Annotated in this window: 17 protein-coding genes; 5 read left to right on the top strand and 12 right to left on the bottom strand. The window is 67.1% G+C overall.

The window, feature by feature from the left end:
- Positions 1-2 precede the first annotated feature (2 nt).
- Both recN and ACYX4P_RS07950 read right to left on the bottom strand, forming a co-directional pair.
- Positions 3-1712, bottom strand: coding sequence for a DNA repair protein RecN (recN, locus tag ACYX4P_RS07955; RefSeq protein ID WP_248119566.1), 1710 nt, complete (start codon positions 1710-1712; stop codon positions 3-5).
- Positions 1713-1801: 89 nt separating this feature from the next.
- Positions 1802-2656, bottom strand: coding sequence for an outer membrane protein assembly factor BamD (locus tag ACYX4P_RS07950; RefSeq protein ID WP_248119821.1), 855 nt, complete (start codon positions 2654-2656; stop codon positions 1802-1804).
- A gap of 194 nt (positions 2657-2850) precedes the next feature.
- Here ACYX4P_RS07950 and ACYX4P_RS07945 point away from each other — a divergent pair, with 194 nt between their 5' ends.
- Together ACYX4P_RS07945 and ACYX4P_RS07940 are read left to right on the top strand one after the other, a co-directional pair.
- Positions 2851-3786, top strand: coding sequence for a ribose-phosphate pyrophosphokinase (locus ACYX4P_RS07945; RefSeq protein WP_248119565.1), 936 nt, complete (start codon positions 2851-2853; stop codon positions 3784-3786).
- Between the two features lie 83 nt (positions 3787-3869).
- On the top strand, positions 3870-5006 hold the full coding sequence (locus ACYX4P_RS07940) for a hypothetical protein (protein WP_248119549.1): 1137 nt from the start codon (positions 3870-3872) through the stop codon (positions 5004-5006).
- 73 nt (positions 5007-5079) lie between these two features.
- On the opposite strand, the gene ACYX4P_RS07935 is transcribed toward ACYX4P_RS07940, so the two are convergent.
- Together ACYX4P_RS07935 and aceA are read right to left on the bottom strand one after the other, a co-directional pair.
- Positions 5080-5289, bottom strand: a complete 210-nt coding sequence (locus tag ACYX4P_RS07935; protein ID WP_248119548.1) for a hypothetical protein — start codon at positions 5287-5289, stop codon at positions 5080-5082.
- Between the two features lie 20 nt (positions 5290-5309).
- Positions 5310-6590 (bottom strand): isocitrate lyase, encoded by a 1281-nt coding sequence (aceA, locus tag ACYX4P_RS07930; protein WP_248119547.1) that lies wholly within the window; start codon positions 6588-6590, stop codon positions 5310-5312.
- A 157-nt stretch (positions 6591-6747) separates the two neighbouring features.
- Between aceA and ACYX4P_RS07925 the strand changes: the two genes are divergently transcribed.
- Positions 6748-8178, top strand: a complete 1431-nt coding sequence (locus tag ACYX4P_RS07925; RefSeq protein WP_248119546.1) for a helix-turn-helix domain-containing protein — start codon at positions 6748-6750, stop codon at positions 8176-8178.
- A gap of 3 nt (positions 8179-8181) precedes the next feature.
- Here ACYX4P_RS07925 and ACYX4P_RS07920 read toward each other — a convergent pair whose 3' ends face one another.
- The 5 genes from ACYX4P_RS07920 to petA all read right to left on the bottom strand — a co-directional run bounded on the left by ACYX4P_RS07920 (position 8182) and on the right by petA (position 14471).
- Positions 8182-9825, bottom strand: a complete 1644-nt coding sequence (locus tag ACYX4P_RS07920; protein ID WP_476070241.1) for a M28 family peptidase — start codon at positions 9823-9825, stop codon at positions 8182-8184.
- A gap of 74 nt (positions 9826-9899) precedes the next feature.
- The gene (locus tag ACYX4P_RS07915; RefSeq protein ID WP_248119544.1) at positions 9900-11567 is read right to left on the bottom strand and encodes a M28 family metallopeptidase; all 1668 of its coding nucleotides are present in this window, start codon (positions 11565-11567) and stop codon (positions 9900-9902) included.
- A gap of 145 nt (positions 11568-11712) precedes the next feature.
- Entirely contained in the window at positions 11713-12588 is an 876-nt protein-coding gene (locus tag ACYX4P_RS07910) for a cytochrome c1 (protein ID WP_248119543.1), read from the bottom strand.
- 5 nt (positions 12589-12593) lie between these two features.
- Positions 12594-13898, bottom strand: coding sequence for a cytochrome b (locus ACYX4P_RS07905; RefSeq protein ID WP_248119542.1), 1305 nt, complete (start codon positions 13896-13898; stop codon positions 12594-12596).
- Between the two features lie 15 nt (positions 13899-13913).
- Positions 13914-14471, bottom strand: coding sequence for a ubiquinol-cytochrome c reductase iron-sulfur subunit (petA, locus tag ACYX4P_RS07900; protein ID WP_248119541.1), 558 nt, complete (start codon positions 14469-14471; stop codon positions 13914-13916).
- Between the two features lie 193 nt (positions 14472-14664).
- On the opposite strand from petA, the gene ACYX4P_RS07895 reads away from it, so the two are divergent.
- Positions 14665-15126, top strand: coding sequence for a tRNA (cytidine(34)-2'-O)-methyltransferase (locus ACYX4P_RS07895; RefSeq protein ID WP_248119540.1), 462 nt, complete (start codon positions 14665-14667; stop codon positions 15124-15126).
- A gap of 14 nt (positions 15127-15140) precedes the next feature.
- On the opposite strand, the gene ACYX4P_RS07890 is transcribed toward ACYX4P_RS07895, so the two are convergent.
- The gene (locus ACYX4P_RS07890) at positions 15141-16973 is read right to left on the bottom strand and encodes a M1 aminopeptidase family protein (protein WP_476070240.1); all 1833 of its coding nucleotides are present in this window, start codon (positions 16971-16973) and stop codon (positions 15141-15143) included.
- A gap of 140 nt (positions 16974-17113) precedes the next feature.
- On the opposite strand from ACYX4P_RS07890, the gene hemF reads away from it, so the two are divergent.
- A complete protein-coding gene (gene hemF / locus ACYX4P_RS07885; protein ID WP_248119538.1) occupies positions 17114-17995 on the top strand; it encodes an oxygen-dependent coproporphyrinogen oxidase in 882 nt (293 codons plus the stop codon).
- A gap of 57 nt (positions 17996-18052) precedes the next feature.
- Here the strand turns inward: hemF and ACYX4P_RS07880 are convergent, their stop codons facing one another.
- Complete coding sequence (locus tag ACYX4P_RS07880) at positions 18053-18787, bottom strand: SDR family NAD(P)-dependent oxidoreductase (RefSeq protein WP_248119537.1); 735 nt, start codon at positions 18785-18787, stop codon at positions 18053-18055.
- Between the two features lie 169 nt (positions 18788-18956).
- A complete protein-coding gene (locus tag ACYX4P_RS07875) occupies positions 18957-19829 on the bottom strand; it encodes a LysR family transcriptional regulator (protein ID WP_248119536.1) in 873 nt (290 codons plus the stop codon).
- Between the last annotated feature and the right edge of the window lie 76 nt (positions 19830-19905).

Below are 19905 nucleotides of genomic sequence, written 5' to 3'. Positions count from 1 at the left end.
GCCTATCCGATCAACGCCCGCGCCGCCGCGCGGGCTTCGTCGGTGATGGCGGCGCCCGACAGCATCCGGGCGATCTCTTCGCGGCGGTGATGGTCGTCCAGGGCGACGACGGTGGTGGTGGTCATCACGCCGATCTCGGAAGGCGCATCGGCCTTTTTGACTTTCCAGTGCGCATGGCCGCGCGCCGCGACCTGGGGGCTGTGGGTCACGACCAGGACCTGGGCGCCAGTCGACAGCCGTTTCAGGCGCGATCCGACGGCCTCCGCCACCGCGCCGCCCACGCCCTGATCCACCTCGTCGAAGATCATCACCGGCTGGCGCACGTCCTCGCGGCTGGCCAGAGCCGCCTTCATGGCCAGGGCGAACCGCGCCAGTTCGCCGCCCGACGCTATGGCGTCCAGCGGGCCGAAGTCAGTTCCGGCGTTGGTGGCGATCTGGAACCGTACGGTCTCCAGCCCTTCCGGCCCGCGCCGTCCGTCGATCCGCTCCAGCGCCACGCGGAACCGCGCCCGCTCCAGCTTCAGCGGTGCCAGTTCGCCCATGACGGCGGCGGTCAGCCGGTCGGCCGCCGCCTCCCGCGCCGAGGTCAGGAACTCGGCCGCCAGATCATAGGCTTCGGCCGCCTGCGCGGCCTCGCGGGCGGCATTGGTCAGCGCCTCCTCGCCGTCCTCGATCAGCCGAAGCTGCTCGCGCAACCGGATCCGCAGCGTCGGCAGGGCGTCGACCGTGGTGTTCAGCTTTCTCGCGGCCGCGCGCAGGGCGAACAGCCGTTCCTCCGCCTTGTCCAGCCGACCGGGTTCGTAGTCGAAGGCGTCGGCGGCGGCGTCCACGGCGGCGATGGCCTCGGCCGCCTCGACCATGGTGCGGTCGATGGCCTCGACGGCGGCCGACAGTTTCAGAATGACCGGATGGTCGCCCTCGGCCCCCGCCTGCCCGGCCCGCTGGCGCGCATGTTCGACGGCGCGCAGGGCCGCACCCAGCTTCTGGCTCAGCTTGTCGCCGCCCAACTGGGTTCGGGCGTCGGCTAAATCGGCGATGGCCTTTTCCGCCGCACCCAGCAGGGCGCGTTCCCCGGCCAGCTCGGTCTCTTCGTCGGCGCGCGGGTCCAGCGCATCCAGTTCGGCCAGGTTCAGGCTGATCTCTTCCAGACGCGCGGCGGCGTCGGCGGCGTCGGCCTTCAACTCGGCCAGCTTGGCTTCGGCGGCCTTCAGTCTGATCGAGGCGGCGGCCACCGCCGACAACTGCGGCTGAAGCCCGCCATAGGCGTCGAGCGCCCCGCGATGGGTGCGCCAGTCCAGCAGGCCCACGGTTTCGTGCTGACCATGCACCTCCACCAGGGCGGCGCCGATCTCGCGCAGGGCCGTCACCCCGGCCGGCTGATCGTTGACATAGGCCCGGCTTCGGCCGTCCGCGCCCAGCACGCGGCGCAGGATCAGATCCTCGCCCGGCTGAACATCGAATCCCTTGTCGGCGATCAGGGCCAGAAGGTCGGGATCGTCGGGCGCGGAAAACACCGCCGTCGCCACCGCCTGTCTGGCGCCGTGACGCACCAGTCCGGCGTCGCCCCGCCCGCCCAACGCCAGGCCTAGGGCGTCCAGAATGATCGACTTGCCCGCCCCTGTCTCGCCGGTCAGCACGGTCAAGCCGCTCTCGACCTCGAGATCGAGCACGTCCACCAGGACGACGTCGCGAATGGACAGGGCGGTCAGCATGGGCGCACGCGATTCGACATCGCCGCCATTCTAGCGCGGCCGATCAAGGAACAAATCAGGAATTACAGCCCCGATGCGCGACGAATCCTTCAGCCTGGGATGAGGCGCTTCAGCCAGCTTTCGCGCTTGGCCTCGGGGGCCTTCTCGGGCGTCTGGCCGTTTTCGGTCAGCAGGGCGTAGGCTTCCGAATACCAGGGGCTGCCGGGATAGTTGTAGCCCAGGACCGCGCCGTTGCGGGTCGCCTCTTCCTTCAGGCCCAGCTGCAGGTTCACCTCGACCAGACGATACAGGGCCTCGGGCGTGTGCGAGGTGCGCTGATAGTCGGGGTTGGCGATGACGGCCTTATAGCGGTTCAGCGCCGCCAGCGGCTGGTTGGCGCGCTGATAATAGCGGCCGATGTTCATTTCCTTGCCGGCCAGCTGGTCGTTGACCATGTCGATCTTGACCGCGGCGTCCGAGGCGTAGGGCGTGCCGGGATAGCGGCGGGCCACGTCCTTCAGGCCGGCCAGGGCGGCGGTGGCGTAGCCCTGGTCGCGGCCCACGTCGGTGATCTGTTCGAAGTTGCAGACCGCCTTCATGTAGAAGGCGTAGGCCGCCGACGGATTGCCGGGGAACAGCTGGATGAACCGGTCCGCCGCCGCGATGGCGTCGGCGTAGTTGTTGTTCTGGTAGTAGGCGTAGATCTGCATCAGGATCGAGCGACGCGCCCAGTCCGAATAGGGATGCTGGCGTTCGACTTCCTGGAAATAGTCCACCGCGTCGGACCAGCGCCGCTGCTGCAGGCGGTCATAGCCGGTGTTGTAGAGCGCCTCGACCGGACGTTCCTCATAGGCCAGCTTGGGACGCTTTGTGCCCGAGCAGCCTGAAATCGTCACGGCGGCGAGCGCCGCGGCCATCAGCACCATGCCGGAACGGAACTTAGAAGCGGACAAGGACGACCCCATGACGTGTGAAGACAACGGTCATAAGACCGCTTCCCCCGGAAACCAAGGCGGCGATCTCTAGCACCCGCGACCGAGCCGCGCCATGCCGAGGAAATCTCCGCATGTGACTTGCCCTGCCCGGCACCGCTGGTAAAGAGCGCGCCAACCGACCGCCGTTCATGGGGGGCGGATGACGGCGAAAGGATGACCGGCCGATGAAGCTGCTCTCTGGCAACTCCAACCGCGCGCTGTCGCAGGCCATCGCCGACCACCTCGACGCCCCCCTGACCAAGGCCCAGGTCAAGCGGTTCGCCGACAACGAGGTCTTCGCCGTCATCGAGGAGAATGTGCGGGGCGAGGATGTCTTCATCCTGCAATCCACCTCCTACCCGGCCAATGACAATCTGATGGAGTTGCTGATCATCACCGACGCCCTGGTGCGGGCCTCGGCGAAGCGGATCACGGCCGTCATGCCCTATTTCGGCTATGCCCGTCAGGACCGAAAGACCGGCGGCCGCACCCCGATCTCGGCCAAGCTGGTGGCCAATCTGATTACCCGCGCCGGCGCCGATCGCGTTCTGACCATGGACCTGCACGCGGGTCAGATTCAGGGCTTCTTCGACATTCCGACCGACAATCTGGTCGCCACCCCGGTCCTGGCCCAGGACATCAAGGACCACTATCCGCGCGGCGACGACCTGATGATCGTCTCGCCCGACGTGGGCGGCGTGGTGCGCGCCCGGTCGCTGGCCAGCCGTCTGAACGCCGACCTCGCCATCGTCGACAAGCGCCGGCCGAAGGCGGGCGAAAGCGAGGTCATGAACATCATCGGCGATGTCGAAGGCCGCCGATGCATTCTGTTCGACGACATCGTCGATTCGGGCGGCACCCTGGTCAACGCCGCCAAGGCCCTGATTGACCAGGGCGCGACCGAGGTCTCGGCCTATATCAGCCACGGCGTCCTGTCCGGCCCCGCCGTCCAGCGCATCACCGACGGCCCGCTGAAGGAGCTGGTGATCACCGACTCGATCGAGCAACCCCACGAAGTTTTGAACTGCTCGAAAATCCGAACGGTTTCCGTGGCTCCGCTTATCGGAGAGGCTATCCGACGGATCGCGAACGAGGAATCGGTTTCCAAACTGTTCGATTAACCGTCGGGTAACCATGAGGAACGCCTTATAAGCGCCCATAGTGTTGGCGCTTTTGCGCGCGTAATCGCCTTGAGGATGTTCCAATGAAATCGGCCCCCCTGCGCCGCGGCGTCTCCGCCGTCGCCCTCGTCGCCGCCATGATACTCGCAAGCTGCGAGAGCGGACCCTCCAAGGCCGAGCTGGAGGCTCAACGTCTTGCGGCTGAACTGGCCGCCCGCCAGCCGCCGCCCATTTCGCTGAACCAGGGCGTAGCCGAAGCCGCATCCATCTATGTCGCCTTCCTGCGCGAAGCCCGCACCATCCAGCCGGGCGGCTTCCCGGACGCGGAGTCGATCCAGGCGGCGATCCGCAAGGGCGCCTCCTATGACGCCGAACAGCTGTCGCGCGGCCTGATCGCCTATGGCGCCATCATCGCCATGCAGTCGCCCGAGTTCGTCGCGGGCGTGCGTCAATACGCCATCGATCCGACGCAGCGTCAGCAGATCGTGGCCCAGATCGTCGCCGACCCAGCCTACGCGGCCACCCTGCCCGGCGCCGACGCCGCCGCCGGCCTGATCGCCAGCACTATCGGCAAGGATTCGGTCGCCATGCGCGCCATCGCCGAGGGCATCGAACAGGACGCCTATACGATCCAGGGCCGCAGCGATCCGCGCCGACGCTGGGCCACCACCCCCATCGCCAACCGCGAGGTCCGGCTGGAGGGCGCCAAACACCTGTCCGAGGTGGATATGCTGCCGTCGGCCGAGGAATCGGCCCAGCTGTTCGCCGCTGGCAACAGCGGAACCGGCCTGCGACTTGAACCGTCGCGCAAGGGTCCGCCCTATACCCCGGCGGTCGTGCGTTCGCTGGCCATCGCGGCCCTGGGCGCCCTGGGCGCCGGCGGCGACGAGGCGCGCGCCAACACCGAGGCCCTGACGCACGAGCCGAACAGCGAGTTCTGCTTGAGCATGTCCAAATTGATGCTGTTCCAATGCTTGGCCGCCTCGCGTCCCAGCTATGAGGACATCTTCTGCCTGGGCCGTCACGTGACCCGCGATCTGGCGACCTGCACCACCGAGGCCACCCAGATCACCACCATCATCGTCGGCGATCCCCAGGAAACCGGCGCCCCGGCCCGCACGCCCGTCGCCGCTGTGGCGCCGGCCCAGACATCGGCCCCGGCCGCAACGCCGGCCGTCGCCACCACTCAATCGCTGAACACCGGCCCGACCACCCGCTAAGGTCGCCCGATCACGAACGACGAAAGGCCCGCCCCGATCGCTCGGGACGGGCCTTTTTTTCATACGCGGCGGCCTATTCGTAGCCGTGGGCCGCCTCGTTGATGACCTGCGACGGCATGGACGAGAAGTCCACGGCGACCGGCGTCGCGGTCTTGGACTGATAGGTTCGCAGCACGTGCGTCATGCGACGACGCACTTCGCGTTCGGCCTCCGTACCGCTGTCGAGCGCCAGGGGCGCCAGGCAGAAGTCGATGATGGCTTCGGTTCGGGTCAGCGGTTCCATTTGTGCGGTTCCTTTTCTGATTAAGCCGCGGTGGTGAACTGGGCGGTCTCGGTCGAGTCCTTCAGCGCCGTGGTCGACGATGTGCCGTTGGAGATGACCGTGGCGACCTGGTCGAAATAGCCGGTGCCGACTTCGCGCTGATGGCGGGTGGCGGTGTAGCCGCGCGCCTCGTTGGCGAACTCGCGCTGTTGCAGCTCCGAATAGGCCGCCATGCCGTTGTCGCGATAACCGTCCGCCAGCTCGAACATCGAGTTGTTCAGGGCGTGGAAGCCCGCCAGGGTCACGAACTGGAACTTGTAGCCCATGGCCCCCAACTCGCGCTGGAACTTGGCGATGGTGGCCTTGTCCAGCTTGGCCTCCCAGTTGAACGACGGCGAGCAGTTGTAGGCCATCAGCTTGCCCGGATGCTTCTTCTGCACGGCTTCCGCGAACTTCTTCGCGTCGTCCAGATCCGGGTGGCTGGTCTCCCACCACAGCAGGTCGGCGATATTGGCGTAGGACAGGCCGCGCGCGATGCAGTGGTCCAGGCCCGTGCCTTCCTTCAGGCGGAAGAAGCCCTCGGGCGTGCGGTTCTCGCGGTCGATGAAGGGCTGGTCGCGCTCATCGATGTCCGAGGTGATCAGCTGGGCCGATTCGGCGTCGGTGCGGGCGACCGTGATGGTCGGCGTGCCCATGACGTCGGCGGCCAGGCGCGCGGCGACCAGGTTGCGCTCATGCGCCTGGGTGGGGATCAGCACCTTGCCGCCCAGGTGTCCGCACTTCTTCTCCGACGCCAGTTGGTCCTCGAAATGGACGCCCGCGGCGCCCGCCTCGATGAAGGCCTTCATGATCTCGAAGCTGTTCAGCGGGCCGCCGAAACCGGCCTCGGCGTCCGCGACGATGGGGGCGAACCAGTCGCGCTTGGCTCCGCCCTCGGCGTGCTCGATCTGGTCAGCGCGTTGCAGGGTGCGGTTGATGCGGCGGCACAGTTCCGGCGCGGCGTTGGCCGGATACAGCGACTGGTCGGGGTACATGGCGCCCGCCGTATTGGCGTCCGCCGCGACCTGCCAGCCCGACAGATAGATCGCCTTCAGACCCGCGCGAACCATCTGCATCGCCTGATTGCCGGTGACGGCGCCCAGGGCGTTGATGAAGGGCTCGGTGTGCAGCAGCTCCCACAGGCGGTTCGCGCCCCGCTCGGCCAGCGTATGGGTGACCGGCACCGAACCGCGCAGGCGCAGGACGTCCTCTGGCGTATAGGGGCGCTCGATGCCGTCGAAGCGGCCGGCGGGCGAAGGAACCAGGTCGGCGAAGGTGGTCATGGTCGAACTCGTCTCTGGGAAAGGCGCGGCCGCAGCCGCCGTCTCGGAGACAAGAACACGGCGAAGTCACGAATGACACAGCGCGAACCACCATATATAAGTCACTTTGTCACAACACGACTTTGCACAATCAGTCATGTTGTGACATTCTGCACGTATGGACGCCTCCGCCGACCGAAAACTGTTCCTCGGCGCCCGGCTGAAGCGCCTGCGGCGCGACCTTGCCCTGACTCAAACGGCCATGGCCGCCGACCTGGGCTTTTCTCCCAGCTATCTCAATCACATAGAGCGGAACCAACGACCCGTCTCGGCCCAGCTTCTGCTGCGGCTGGCCGACACCTACGATGTCGATCTGCGCAGCCTGAACCAGGCGGGCGCGGCTGACGAGGCGCGCCTGACGGAGGTCTTGGCCGACCCCCTGTTCAAGGGTCTGTCCGCCCCCCGGCATGAGCTGGTGCGCTTGCTGGAAGAGGCGCCCGGCGTCGCCGACGCCCTGCTCCGACTCTATCAGGCGTTCGACGACGGCCGCGCCAAGGCCCGCGCCGCCGCCGAGACCGGAGAAGGCCTGATCGAATCCAGCCCCGCCGACTGGGTGCGGGAATATATCCAGTCGCGCGGCAACCACTTCCCCGACCTGGACCAGATGGGCGAGGCCCTGGCCGAGACCCTGGCGGCCGAGGCGCCGGTCCACGCCGATGGCTTTGAACCCGCCGCGCGCCAGCGTCTGGCCGCACGCCACGATCTGGGCGTCCGCACCCTGCCCGCCGAGGTCATGGTGGAATGGACGCGCCGCTACGACCTGCACCGCCGTCGCCTGCTGCTGTCGGAGACGCTGGGCCCGTCGTCACGCGCCTTCGCCATCGCCTATCAACTGGCCCTTGTCGAACAGGGTCCGGCCCTGCACCAGATGGTCGAGGCGTCCGGCGCGCCCGACGCCGCCACCCGCGCCCTGCTGAAGGTCGCCCTGACCAACACCCTGGCCGCCGCCGTCCTGATGCCCTACGCCGCCTTCCAGCGGGCGGCCGAGGACGGCGGTTACGATCTGGCCCGGCTTCAGGCACGGTTCGGCGTCAGCTACGAACAGGCGGCGCACCGACTGACCACCCTGTCGCGCCCCACCGCGCGGGGCGTGCCCTTCTTCCTGATGCGGGTGGATCAGGCGGGCAATATCTCCAAACGCTATGCGGCCGGGGCCTTTCCGTTTTCGCGTTTCGGCGGCGCCTGCCCGCGCTGGCGACTGCATTCGGCCTTCCGCACGCCGGGCCGGATTGTCACCCAGATCATCGAGACGCCGGACGGCAATCGCTGGTTCACCTTCGCCCGCACGGTCGAGCGCCAGGGTCACGACGGCTATGGCGAGAGCCACGACCTGGCCGTGGGCCTGGGTTGCGAACTGCGCCACGCCCATCGCCTGGCCTACGCGCGCGGCCTGGACCTGGACAGCCCGGACGTGACGCCCATCGGCCCGGCCTGCCGCCTGTGCCACCGCCACCCCTGCGCCGAACGCGCCGCGGCCCCCATCGACCGCCCGCTGGCCGTCGACGACTGGTCCAAGTCTGTCAGCCCCTACCCCTTCGGCGCGGCCTGACGCCTACCGCCGCTGGTCGGCCGTGCGGTCCCGGATGGCGTTGAACTCGGCCGTGGGCTTCCAGGCGGGCCAGCTTTCGCTGTCCGCCACGGTCAGGCCCAGCCGATACAGCAGGTCCAGGTTCTGCATGGCCGCCGTGAAATCATAGTCGGCCCGCCATTCGTCGGTCAGCTTGTGGTAATAGCGCTCCATCTGCCCCTCGTAATAGGGCTTGCCCGCTTCGATCCCGCCCTCGATGAAATCGCGCCCGGTCCACGGCATCAGGGCCGGCACCCCGCCCGCCGCGAAGTTGAAGTGGTCCGAGCGGTAGTAGAAGCCTTCCTCGGGATAGCCGTCTCCTGTCACCACCCGCCCCTGCACGGCGGCGAACCGCCCCAGGATGTCCTCCAACTCCGACTTGCCGACGCCGAACACCGCCACGTCCCGCGTCGCGGGCGTGAAGGGCAGCATGTCGATGTTGATGTCCGCCGCCGTCCTGGCCAGCGGATAGACCGGATCGGCGGCATAGGCTTCGGACCCCAGCAGCCCCTGCTCCTCGGCCGTGACGTGCAGGAAGACCACGGTGCGCTTCGGGGCCGGCCCCGCCTTGAACGCCCGAGCCATCTCGATCAGGCCGGCGGTGCCTGACGCATTGTCCCAGGCGCCGTTGAAGATGTCGTCGCCCTCGGCGTTGGGCGTCTTGGCCTTGCCGACGTGATCCCAGTGGGCGGAATAGAAGACATATTCGCCCGGCCGCTCCGTGCCGGAAATCTTGGCCAGCAGGTTGTTGGAGTGGATGACTTCGGTGGTTTCGGCGATATCCACGTCCAGACGTGCGCCCAAATCCACCGCGCCGCCCAGGGCGCCGGTCTTGGCCCGCGCCAGAGCCGTCTCCAGCACCGGGCCGCCGATGGCCGTGGCCGCCGCCATGTTGATCGATCCGGTGAACCGCGCGTCCTGGGCGCCCTTGATCGTCATTTGCGGTCGGGTCGCGCCAGCCACGGCCCGGCGCCAGCGGCCGTCCTGCTCCTGCAGGGTGATGACCCCCACCGCCCCGCGCTTCAGCGCCTCCTGCATCTTGTGGGTCGTCGAGCCGTAGAAGTTGGGGTCCGCCCCCATGCTGGCCGGCTGCCCGCGCAGCACGACGACGATCTTGCCGGTCAGGTCGGCCGCGCCATAGTCGTCCCATATCGGGCCGGAAACGCCATAGCCGGCGAAGACCAGCGGCGCGCCCGCGATCCTGACCGCCGGATCGGCCGCCCCGGCGCGCAAGGTGATGTCGGCGCCCGAGGTCAGCACGTGGCGCGCACCGTCCGCCCCCGTCCAGGCCGCCGTCGGCGCCCGCTCAGGCGTGAACCGCAGCAGATCGACCGGCTGCAGCCACGATCCGTCGCGACCGCCCGGTTCCAGCCCCATCGCCTCATATTGCGCCTGCAGATAGGCCAGGGTCAGCCGTTCGCCGACCAAGCCGGGGAACCGTCCCTCCAACTCGTCCGACGCCAGGTATTTGATGTGGTCCGACAGGCGCTGCGCGCTGAACTGTGGCGTCGCGGCCGAGGCGGCGGCGAAGGCGTCCGCCGCTTGGCGCGGCGCAGGGACCGGCGCGGTGGCGCAGGCGGCCAGCGCCAGGGCCGCAAAGGCCACGAAGGGGGAACGACGAAGGATCATAGGCTTAACTCGATACGAAAACGGCGAACGGGACGGAGATGCCTCCCCGCCCCGCCCCAAACACTGTGCGGAAATCAGCGACGCTCTGACGCCGTGGTCGCCCGCACCGGCCCGAACTCCGATCCCGGCTTCCACTGCGGCCAGTCGCGGCTTTCAGCCAGGGCGCGGCCGACGTCGTAGAAGACCTGCAGGTCCTCGATCATGCCGCGATAGTCCCAGTCCGGCGACCACTCGTCCGCCGCCTGGTGATAACGTTTGGCCCCATACTCCGCCCTCGCCGCCTCGCGCGCGGCGATCGGCGCGTCGCGGAAGTCGCCACGGCTTCCGGCATAGGCCATCGGCACGCCGCGCTTGGCCAGGGGGAAGTGGTCCGAGCGATAATAGGTGCCGGCCGCGTTCTCGTGATCGGGAACCAGGGTCCGCCCCTGCGGCTGGATCGCCGCCGCCAGCCGCTCGTCGAAATCCGACTGGCCGTATCCGGTGACGCCCAGGCCCGTGACGCGCCCATAGACGTTCATCGAATCCATGTTGAAGCCACCGACTGTCTTGGCCAGCGGATAGACCGGGTTCACCGCATAGTATTCCGAACCCAGCAGGCCGCTTTCCTCGCCGGTGAAGCTGATCATGACGATGGAGCGTTCGGTGCGCGGCGCGCGACCGAACATTCGCGCCAGTTCCAGCAGGCCCGCCGTGCCCGAGGCGTTGTCCACCGCCCCGTTGAAGATGCGGTCGCCGGTGGCGTCCGGCTCGCCCATGCCGATGTGATCCCAGTGGGCGGTGTAGAGGACCGTCTCGTCCGGGTGGGTCGCGCCCGGCAGGCGGGCGATGACATTGTGGCTGGTGACCTGGTTGGTCGCCACGTCGAACTCGGTCGAGAAGGACGCCCCTGTCAGGGCGACGGGCTGGAAGTCGCGGCTGCGCGCCTTGACCTTCAGAGCCTCGAAATCCAGACCGGCGCGGCGGAACAGATCGACGGCCACGTCACGTTGGACCCAGCCCTCCATCGGCACGCGCTCGGCGGCGGCGTTCTGGCGCAGGATGTCGAACTGGGGCACGCCCCAGGAGTTGGCCACCGTCTGCCAGCCATAGGACGCCGGCGCCGTCTCATGGACGATCAACACGCCCGCCGCGCCCTGGCGCGCCGCCTCCTCGTATTTGTAGGTCCAGCGCCCGTAATAGGTCATGGCCTTGCCGCCGAAGGTGTTCAGCGCCGGCTCCTCGAAGTCGGCGTCATTGACCAGCACGACCAGGATCTTGCCGCGCAGGTCCTGACCCTTGAAGTCGTCCCAGTTCCGCTCGGGCGCCTTGATGCCGTAGCCGACGAAGACCAGCGGGGCATCCTTCAGGCTGACGTGCTGGGCCGGGCGGCGGGTCGAGATCGCCACCTCGCGCCCTTGGGTCATCGGCAGGGTCCAGTCGCCCAGCTTCAGCGAGGCGTGGACGTTGGACTGGACGAAACGGTTCAGGATCACGTCCTGTGTCCACTGACCATTCGGCCCGCCCGGCTGGAAGCCGGCGGCGGCGTAGCCTTCGCTCAGATAGCGGATGACCTTCTCTTCCGCCGGGGTGGCGATGCCGCGCCCCTCGAAACTGTCGTCCGACAGGGTCTTGATGTCCTGCGAGATGCGCGCCGCATCGAAGGCGGGAACGGCATGGACCGCCGCAGGATTTGGCGCGGTCGCACAGGCCGACAGGGCGGCGCCGGCCAACAGCATGGCGGCGAAGGAAGAGACGAAACGCATGAAGGGCCCCACAGCCGGAAACGATAGCGGACCCTAGGCGGCGGAACCCATCGTGTCGATTCCGTGTCGCGGGCCAATCGTCGCAAACGAAAAGCCCGCCGAAGCGAACTTCGACGGGCTCAAGGATTTCGGCCTTGCGGCCGCTTTAGTGGGCGACGCCCTTCCAGATGCGGCGATAGGCGGCGTAGGTGACGCCCGCGAAGATCAGCAGATAGATCAACACGCCGAAGCCGGCCTGTTTCCGCTCCACCATCTTGGGTTCCGAGGTCCAGGCGATGAAGGCGGCGACGTCTTTGGCGTACTGGTCCACCGTTTGGGGCGAACCGTCGTCATAGGTGACCTGGCCGTTCTGCAGCGGCGGCGGCATGGCGATGAAGCCGCCGGGCGGCACATGGCCCTTGGTCTCGTCCCAGAACGGCGTCAGGTCGCCGGCCATATAGGGGTTGTAGTGCTGACCGTCGCGGATGGTCAGGCCCGCCGGCGGGTTCCGATAACCCGACAGCAGCGAATAGATGTAGTTGGCGCCGTCGTGACGGGCCTTGGCCATCACCGACAGGTCGGGCGGGGCCGCCCCGCCGTTGCCCGCCGCCGCCGCCGTCGCGTTCGGATAAGGGGCGCGGAACTTGTCGGCGGGAGTGGCGTCGCGCTGGATCGCTTCGCCGGTCTCGCTGTCGATGTCGCCGACCTGCACTTCCTTAGCCAGGGCCTTCACGACCGGGTTGTCGTTCGGGTTCGGATACTTGGGATTCCAGAACGGCCCATGACGGTCGCCCAGGTTCCGATAGTGCATCAGGTTCATGCTGTGACAGGCGGCGCAGACCTCGTGATAGACCTTGTAGCCGCGTTGAAGCTGGCCCTGGTCATATGTGCCGAACGGCCCTTCGAAGCTGAACCCGCCCGAGCGCGGATGCGCGGCCCCGCCCGAGGCCAGGGCGGGCGCGGCGCCCGCCATCAGGCCCAGGGCGACAGCGGCCGAGGCGATGATCGTCTTGAACGACATGGTCTTGGTTCCGATCGTCATGCCCCTCACCCCTTGTGCTCGACGGCGTCCGCGCCAGTCAGCACCGGCTCGGAAATGGTCGCCGGGATCGGCAGCGGCTGCTCCTTCAGGCCGACCAAGGGCATGATCACCAGGAAGAAGACAAAATAGTAGAGGGTGAACAGGCGCGTCAGCCACAGATAGCTGTTCAGGTCGCCGTCGAAGAGGGTGAAGGTCTTGAACGACCCGATCACATGGGCGTCCGGCAGTTGCCCGCCGCACCAGCCAAGGCCCACGCCGACCACCAGGAAGATGATGAAGAACACCTTCATCGTCGGGCGATAGCGCATGGAGCGCACCTTGGACGTATCCAGCCAAGGCAGGACGAACAGCACGCCGATGGCGCTGAACATCGCCACCACGCCGCCGAACTTGTCGGGGATGGCGCGCAGGATCGCGTAGAAGGGCAGCATGTACCACTCGGGCACGATGTGCGCCGGCGTCTGCAGCGGGTTGGCCGGGATATAGTTGTCGGCGTGGCCCAGGGCGTTCGGCTGATAGAAGACGAAGATCGCGAACAGGATCAGGAACAGGATGATGGCGAACCCGTCCTTGACCGTGAAATACGGATGGAAGGGCAGCGTGTCCTTGGCCTGACGATCCTTGGGGATCAGGATGCCGACCGGATTGTTCTGACCCGCCGCGTGCAGCGCCCACAGGTGCAGGACGACGCAGCCCAGGATGGCGAACGGCAGCAGATAGTGCAGCGAGAAGAAGCGGTTCAGCGTCGCATTGTCGATCGCCGGGCCGCCGCGCAGCCAGATCAGGATCGGCTCGCCGACGCCGGGGATGGCTCCGATCAGATTGGTGATGACCTCGGCGCCCCAGAAGGACATCTGGCCCCATGGCAAGACGTAGCCCAGGAAGGCGGTGGCGATCATCAGGAAGAAGATCACGCAGCCGATGATCCAGATCATCTCACGCGGCGCCTTGTAGGAACCGTAGTACAGGCCCCGCAGCATGTGCAGATAGACCGCGATGAAGAACATCGACGCCCCGTTGGCGTGGACGTAACGGATCAGCCAGCCGCCGTTGACGTCGCGCATGATGCGCTCGACCGAGGCGAAGGCCAGGTCGACGTTGGGCGTATAGTGCATGGCCAGAACGATGCCGGTGACGATCTGGGTCACCAGGCACAGGGCCAGGATGCCGCCGAAGGTCCACCAGTAGTTCAGGTTCCTGGGCGTCGGCAGGGACATATAGTCCGCGCCAAAGCGAATGATCGGCAGACGGCTGTCCAGCCATTTCTCGACGCCCGTCTTCGGGACGTAGGTGCTCTCGTGGTCGCTCATGATCCCCCCTTGTCCTCAGCCGATCTTGACGCGGGTGTCGGACAGATAGTCGTAGTCCGGCACAACCAGGTTCAGGGGCGCAGGCCCCTTTCTGATGCGGCCGGAGGCGTCGTAGTGCGAGCCGTGGCAAGGGCAGAACCACCCGCCGAAATCGCCCGCGCCAAAGGTCGGCACGCAGCCCAGGTGGGTGCAAGAACCGATGACGACCAGGTATTTCTCGTGCCCCGGCTTGGTGCGCTCGGCGTCGGTCTGGGGCTGTTTCAGGTCGGACGCATGGTCGTCGGCGATGACGCGCTGCAGCTCGGCCGGAGTGCGATAACGCACGAACACCGGCTTGCCCTGCCATTTGATGACGACCTGCTGGCCTTCCTGCACCTTGGTCAGGTCAAACTCGATCGAGGCCAGGGCCAGGGTGTCGGCGGCCGGGTTCATCTGGTTGATCAGGGGCCAGGCGATCATGGCGCCCGCGCCGACCGCTGCGGCGCCCGCCGCGATATAGATGAAGTCACGGCGATTGGGATCGCCGCTCTCGGGATTGCCAGAGTCTTGGGTATGCACGACCGATTCGGCCAAGTTTCCACCTCCCGATCGCCGCAGGAGAAGCCCTAGGGCCTCCCCAGCCGCGGCGCCAAACCAACATACGACGCGGGATTTCCCCACGGCCCTTGACCTGCGCCCCTCTGACGCAAGCTGCTGACGTTTCTTGCGAAACGCTCGCAAATAGACCGCGACAAACCCCCTCGCCGCGCGTATCAACGGGCTTAGAATGCGTCTCGCCCTTTTTCAACCGGACATTCCTCAGAACGTCGGCGCCTGCATCCGGCTTTCGGCCTGTTTCGGCGTCGATCTGCATGTGATCGAGCCGACGGGCTTCCGTTTCGACGACCGCGCCATGAAGCGCGCCGCCTTGGATTACGGTCCCCTGTCGCATATGACCCGCCATGCGGACTGGGACGCCTTCCAGGCCGACCGCCCGGCGGGACGGCTGGTTCTGCTGACCACCAAGGGCGCCACGCCCCTGCCCGACTTCGTCTTCCGCCCCGACGACATCCTGTTGTTCGGCAAGGAAAGCGCAGGCGCGCCGGACCATGTCCACGCCGCCGCCGACGCCCGCGTCGTCGTGCCGCTACGCGCGGGCGCCCGCTCTCTGAACCTGTCGGTCACCGCCGGCATCGCCCTGTGGGAAGGCCTGCGCCAGACGGGCGGCGTCGGTCAGCCCTCAAGCTAGCTTCGACGCCTGGCCTACGGCGTCGAAACGGCGTTCGCTTCCAGCACGCGATCGCCGGCAAGAAGATAATCCCCCGCCGGGTCCAGCCGGACACGAACGACGCGGTCAGCGCCTGACAAAGGCGTTCGGGCGCCGTCGATCTCGAGGGTCCGCCACTCGACCGAGCCGTCGTCCCGCTCCAGACCACAGCTGAACCGAGGCAGCCAGTAGACCGCGCCGTTCTGCACCAGGATCAACTGATCCCCCTGCCGCTCCAGGGCGATCCTCGGCGCACCGCGACCTTCGACCCAGGGCGTCAGGAACCGTCGCGCAACGTCCGCACTAGGTCCGAACCCCTGGACGAAGCTGTCATAGTCGGTGCGGCCCAGAGGTTCGGCGACATAGGCCCGCACGCCGGTGTCGAAAGCCTGTCGTCCCAGCACCCGTTCCAGCATGGCCAGCGTCCACGCCCCCTTGGCGTAGGAGACCCCCGCGTTTGACGGATCATCGTTCAATGCGCCCGCCATCGCCGTTTCGTTGATCAGGAACAGGCGCGCCTGATCGTTCCAGAACCAGCGCCGCGCTTCCGCACCATATCGGCGCTCTATGACCAGACCCTCGGCATAGGTCGACCAGCCTTCGGCCAGGAAGTTGCGGGCCGCCCCCGATGGTCGCGTCCACAGGTGCGCCACCTCATGGTCGAAGAAGGCCCTGACCGGAAAATCATTGATGCGCGAGGGCACGCCTCCCGCCGCCCCCGTAAACAGGGCCTGGTTCGAGAAGAAGTGCCATCCCGTCCCATTGCGTCCCCTGGCCTGGATTACTGAAATGCGATCCAGCGGCGGCGCGCCGAACCGGCCCGCGAGCAAGTCCCAGGTTTCGTTCGCGGCGGCGACTAACTGATCCGTCTTGGGCGTATAGTCGGGCGTGGCGAAGACCGAGAGCGTCACCTCTCCGAACCGGGCGTCGACGGGGGCCCAGGCCTCGTCATAGGCGAAGGATACGGCGGCGATCGGCTCCGATGATCGGGCAACGACCGTCCGCTGTCCCTCCACGACCGCATCGGTCTGAGGCAGATCGACGGCCAGCTTCAAACGCTCTGGGGCGCGAATCGAAATCTGGAAGTCCGCCAGCCCCTCATCCACGCCGAAGCCGAAGAACGGATGCCACCAGTACTGATTTCGGATGTGGCCATAGGCGTCGGCGAACATTGCGGAGTTCCCGCCCGGCGTGCGCTCGACCTTGATGTGATACTGGACCGAGACGCGGTGCGATCCCTTCGGCGCATCGACCCAGGCGAACCCGTCCTGGAAAAGGAATGGAACCGAGCGGCCGTCGATCGTTACCGCATCTATGACCGCCCCCGTGTTCAGCCCGAAGAAGAAGCCCTGGTCCGTTCCGACCGTAACCTCCATCTCGTCCACGGCCGACAGGCCGACGCTGGGATCAAGCTGGACAGCGATCCGATGCGTGCGGATGCGGTTGACGCTGAACGGCGTTCGGGCCTCGATCTTCCACCCCATTTCGGTCCAGCGCGCGCTGTGAAGCCCGGAGTATCGAAGCGAAGCAGAGGTTTCATTACCGCTGTCGTCCAGCTCGGCATGACCGGAAAGCAGGATGGTCGCCGTCTTCTCGCGTGCGTTCCAGCGGATGATGTGCGGGCTGCCCGACAGACGGGGCAGGTCGGCGCGAACCAGCCGGTCTGTGGCTGGCGTGGATCCATACCGCGCGATGAAGCCGTCGGGATCGTTCACGAATGCCGTTGAGATCGCGGTCGCATAGTCCTGCAGGGACGCGCGATCTTGAGCCGCCGCTGGCGCCACGCTCAACAGCAGCGCAAGCGCGATCGACACCGAAAAACCCTTCATGACAGCGCCCCCGCCCAACGATCAAGACCAGCTTCCGAGGTAGATAAGGCTCCGCTTCCGGTCACGTTAAATGGCGGTAAGTGTTCGCCTCGGGCTCTGCCACATTGGCGGACGCGCCGCGTCGGTCTAGGACCGAACCCATGAGCGACGCCGTCTTCTCCGATCCGCTCGACCTGAAGAAGGTCGAGACCCGCGCCTGGTTCGAACATCTGCGCGATCGCATCCACACCGCCTTCGAGGCGCTGGAGGACGCGGCACCCGCCGATCTGTTCCCCGGCGCACCGGGCCGTTTCGTCCGCACGCCCTGGGAAAGGCCGGAAGGCGGCGGCGGCGTCATGGGCATGATGCACGGGCGGCTGTTCGAAAAGGTCGGGGTCCACGTTTCGACCGTCCACGGCAGCTTCCCCGCCGACTACGCGAAGTCTGTGCCCGGCGCCGACGTCGATCCGCGCTTCTTCGCCACGGGGATCAGCCTGATCTGCCACCCGGTCAGCCCGCGCGTGCCGGCGGTTCACATGAACACCCGCTTCATCGCCACGACAAAAAGCTGGTTCGGCGGCGGCGGCGATCTGACGCCGGTGCTGATGGCGGATCGGCGTCAGGACCACCCCGACACCCTGGCCTTCCACGCCGCCATGCAGGCCGCCTGCGACGCCCACGACCCGGACTGGCACGCCAATTACAAGGCTTGGTGCGACGAGTATTTCTACCTGCCGCATCGCCAGGAGCCGCGTGGCACCGGCGGCGTCTTCTACGACCATCACGACAGCGGCGACTACGACCGCGATTTCGCCTTCACCCGCGACATCGGCCTGGCCTTCCTGGACGTCTATCCCCGTATCGTCGCCGCCCGCATGGCCGAGCCTTGGACGGCGGAAGAGCGCGAGGAACAGCTGGTCCGGCGCGGCCGATATGTGGAGTTCAATCTGCTCTACGACCGGGGCACCATGTTCGGCCTGAAGACCGGCGGAAACGTGGACTCCATCCTGTCGTCCATGCCGCCCATGGTGAAATGGCCCTAGTCCGTCGTCGAGGCGGACACAGGCCGGGGCGCGTCCGACACGCCCCGGCCTGATCCATCAGATCGCGGTGACCAGATAACCGCCGTCGACCGGCAGGATCGCGCCATTGACGAAGGAGGCCGCGTCGGACGCCAGGAAGGCGATGACCTGGGCCACTTCCACCGGCTCGCCGAACCGGTTCATCGGCGTCCGGTGCAGCAGCCGCTCGGTCGAGCCGGGATAGATGGTGTCGACCTTTTCCAGCAGCGGGGTGTTGATCCATCCCGGCGCCACCGAGTTGACGCGAATGCCGTCACCGGCATAGGCGCCGGCCAGCGACTTGGTCATCTGGACGATCGCGCCCTTGGCCGACGAATAGGCCACCGAGGTTCCGCCGCCGAAGTAGGCGTACATCGAGCTGATGGTGACGATGCTGCCCTTGGTCTTGGCCAGCAGCGGGCGGGACAGTTCGATGGTCTTGAACACGCCATCGAGTTGGATATCCAGCACCTTGCGATAGGACGCCCACTCCATTTCCTTCTCGCCGAGGGCGATCCCCGCCGCAGGCACAAGGATGTCCAGCCGGTCCAATCCGTTAATCAGTGCGGCCAGCCCGTCATGGTCGGTCACGTCCAGTTCGCGCAGGTCCAGGGTCACGCCGTCCCTAACCTGGGTCTTGTCGCTGCCCAGACCGGCGGCCACGACGGTCGCGCCGAGGGACGCCAGATATTCCGCTGTCGCAAGACCGATCCCCGACGTTCCCCCTGTGACCAGCGCCACCTTGCCCTTGAAGAGATCCTTGTCGAAAACCATTGTCTTTCCTTACGATAAATGTGTCAGGCCACGACCGTCCCGAGGGAGGCATGACCCGGATCGACGCCCGAGACAGCACTTAGGGAGGCCAAGGGCGCCCTGCCAGAAAGCGGCCCGCATTTCTCCGTTCGGCAGCCGGACAGGTTTCGTCCATCATCCGCAATCGCGGTCAGAGCACGCCGACGAAGGCGTCGCCCGCCCGGCTGCGATAGCGTTCCTTGTGCCGCAACAGGCGGAACGGCCGTTGCGGCAGGGTGAAGGGCGCTGTCGCCAGCCGACCGGCCGCCACCGCCGCATAGGCCACGCTTTCGGACAGGGCCGTGGCGCCCGCCCCCGCTTCGGCCGCCGCCAGCACCGCCTCATTGGACGGCAGGGTCATGGTTACCGACAGATCGGCCGGATCGACGCCCGCGTCCCGCACCGCCGCCTCCAGCGTCGAGCGGGTGCCGGACCCGACTTCACGCAACACCCACGGCTGGTCCGTCAAATCGCGCGCCTCCAGCCGTCGCAGCCTCGCCCACGGATGGTCCGGCGTGACCAGCACCGCCAGCCGGTCCGATCCCACCTGGGTCTGGGACAGGGCCGGTTCGTCCACCGCCCCCTCGACCAGGCCGATCTCGGCCGCGCCGCTCAGCACCGCCTGCGTCGCCTCGCGCGTATTGCCGATCTCCACCGCCAGTTCGACGCCGGGATAGGCGGCATGGAAATCCACCAGCCGGCGCGGCAGCCAGTAGCTGGCGATGGTCTGGCTGGCGAACACGGCCAGCCGCCCGCGCCGCAGCGCGCTCATGTCAGCCAGCGCCGCCTCCGCCGCCTGGGCCCGCGCCAGCACCGCCCTGGCCTCGGGCAAGAAGGCGCGGCCTGTCTCGTTCAGCACGATGCCCCGCCCCACACGGTCGAACAGGCGCACATCGTGTTCGGCCTCCAGCGCCGCGATGGCGTTCGAAACGGCCGATTGCGTCAGATTCAGCGCCCTCGCCGCCGCCGTCACATGGTCGCGCTCCGCCACGGCGACGAAGATGCGAAGACGGTCCAGGGTCAAGACTGATCTCCAAATCGGATTGAAACAACCATATCTATCCGTTGGACCGGCGTCGACCCGGAGCGCATTTTTGGCC

It is taken from the genome of Brevundimonas sp. ABV4_179 (assembly GCF_056311945.1).
This window is presented reverse-complemented; position numbering and strand designations above follow the sequence as displayed.

What these genes read in the sequence shown, in the direction of transcription:
- recN (WP_248119566.1), bottom strand. Translation starts at nt 1,712, where the DNA reads ATGCTGACCGCCCTGTCCATTCGCGACGTCGTCCTGGTGGACGTGCTC.
- ACYX4P_RS07950 (WP_248119821.1), bottom strand. Translation starts at nt 2,656, where the DNA reads ATGGGGTCGTCCTTGTCCGCTTCTAAGTTCCGTTCCGGCATGGTGCTG.
- ACYX4P_RS07945 (WP_248119565.1), top strand. Translation starts at nt 2,851, where the DNA reads ATGAAGCTGCTCTCTGGCAACTCCAACCGCGCGCTGTCGCAGGCCATC.
- ACYX4P_RS07940 (WP_248119549.1), top strand. Translation starts at nt 3,870, where the DNA reads ATGAAATCGGCCCCCCTGCGCCGCGGCGTCTCCGCCGTCGCCCTCGTC.
- ACYX4P_RS07935 (WP_248119548.1), bottom strand. Translation starts at nt 5,289, where the DNA reads ATGGAACCGCTGACCCGAACCGAAGCCATCATCGACTTCTGCCTGGCG.
- aceA (WP_248119547.1), bottom strand. Translation starts at nt 6,590, where the DNA reads ATGACCACCTTCGCCGACCTGGTTCCTTCGCCCGCCGGCCGCTTCGAC.
- ACYX4P_RS07925 (WP_248119546.1), top strand. Translation starts at nt 6,748, where the DNA reads ATGGACGCCTCCGCCGACCGAAAACTGTTCCTCGGCGCCCGGCTGAAG.
- ACYX4P_RS07920 (WP_476070241.1), bottom strand. Translation starts at nt 9,825, where the DNA reads ATGATCCTTCGTCGTTCCCCCTTCGTGGCCTTTGCGGCCCTGGCGCTG.
- ACYX4P_RS07915 (WP_248119544.1), bottom strand. Translation starts at nt 11,567, where the DNA reads ATGCGTTTCGTCTCTTCCTTCGCCGCCATGCTGTTGGCCGGCGCCGCC.
- ACYX4P_RS07910 (WP_248119543.1), bottom strand. Translation starts at nt 12,588, where the DNA reads ATGACGATCGGAACCAAGACCATGTCGTTCAAGACGATCATCGCCTCG.
- ACYX4P_RS07905 (WP_248119542.1), bottom strand. Translation starts at nt 13,898, where the DNA reads ATGAGCGACCACGAGAGCACCTACGTCCCGAAGACGGGCGTCGAGAAA.
- ACYX4P_RS07895 (WP_248119540.1), top strand. Translation starts at nt 14,665, where the DNA reads ATGCGTCTCGCCCTTTTTCAACCGGACATTCCTCAGAACGTCGGCGCC.
- ACYX4P_RS07890 (WP_476070240.1), bottom strand. Translation starts at nt 16,973, where the DNA reads ATGAAGGGTTTTTCGGTGTCGATCGCGCTTGCGCTGCTGTTGAGCGTG.
- hemF (WP_248119538.1), top strand. Translation starts at nt 17,114, where the DNA reads ATGAGCGACGCCGTCTTCTCCGATCCGCTCGACCTGAAGAAGGTCGAG.
- ACYX4P_RS07880 (WP_248119537.1), bottom strand. Translation starts at nt 18,787, where the DNA reads ATGGTTTTCGACAAGGATCTCTTCAAGGGCAAGGTGGCGCTGGTCACA.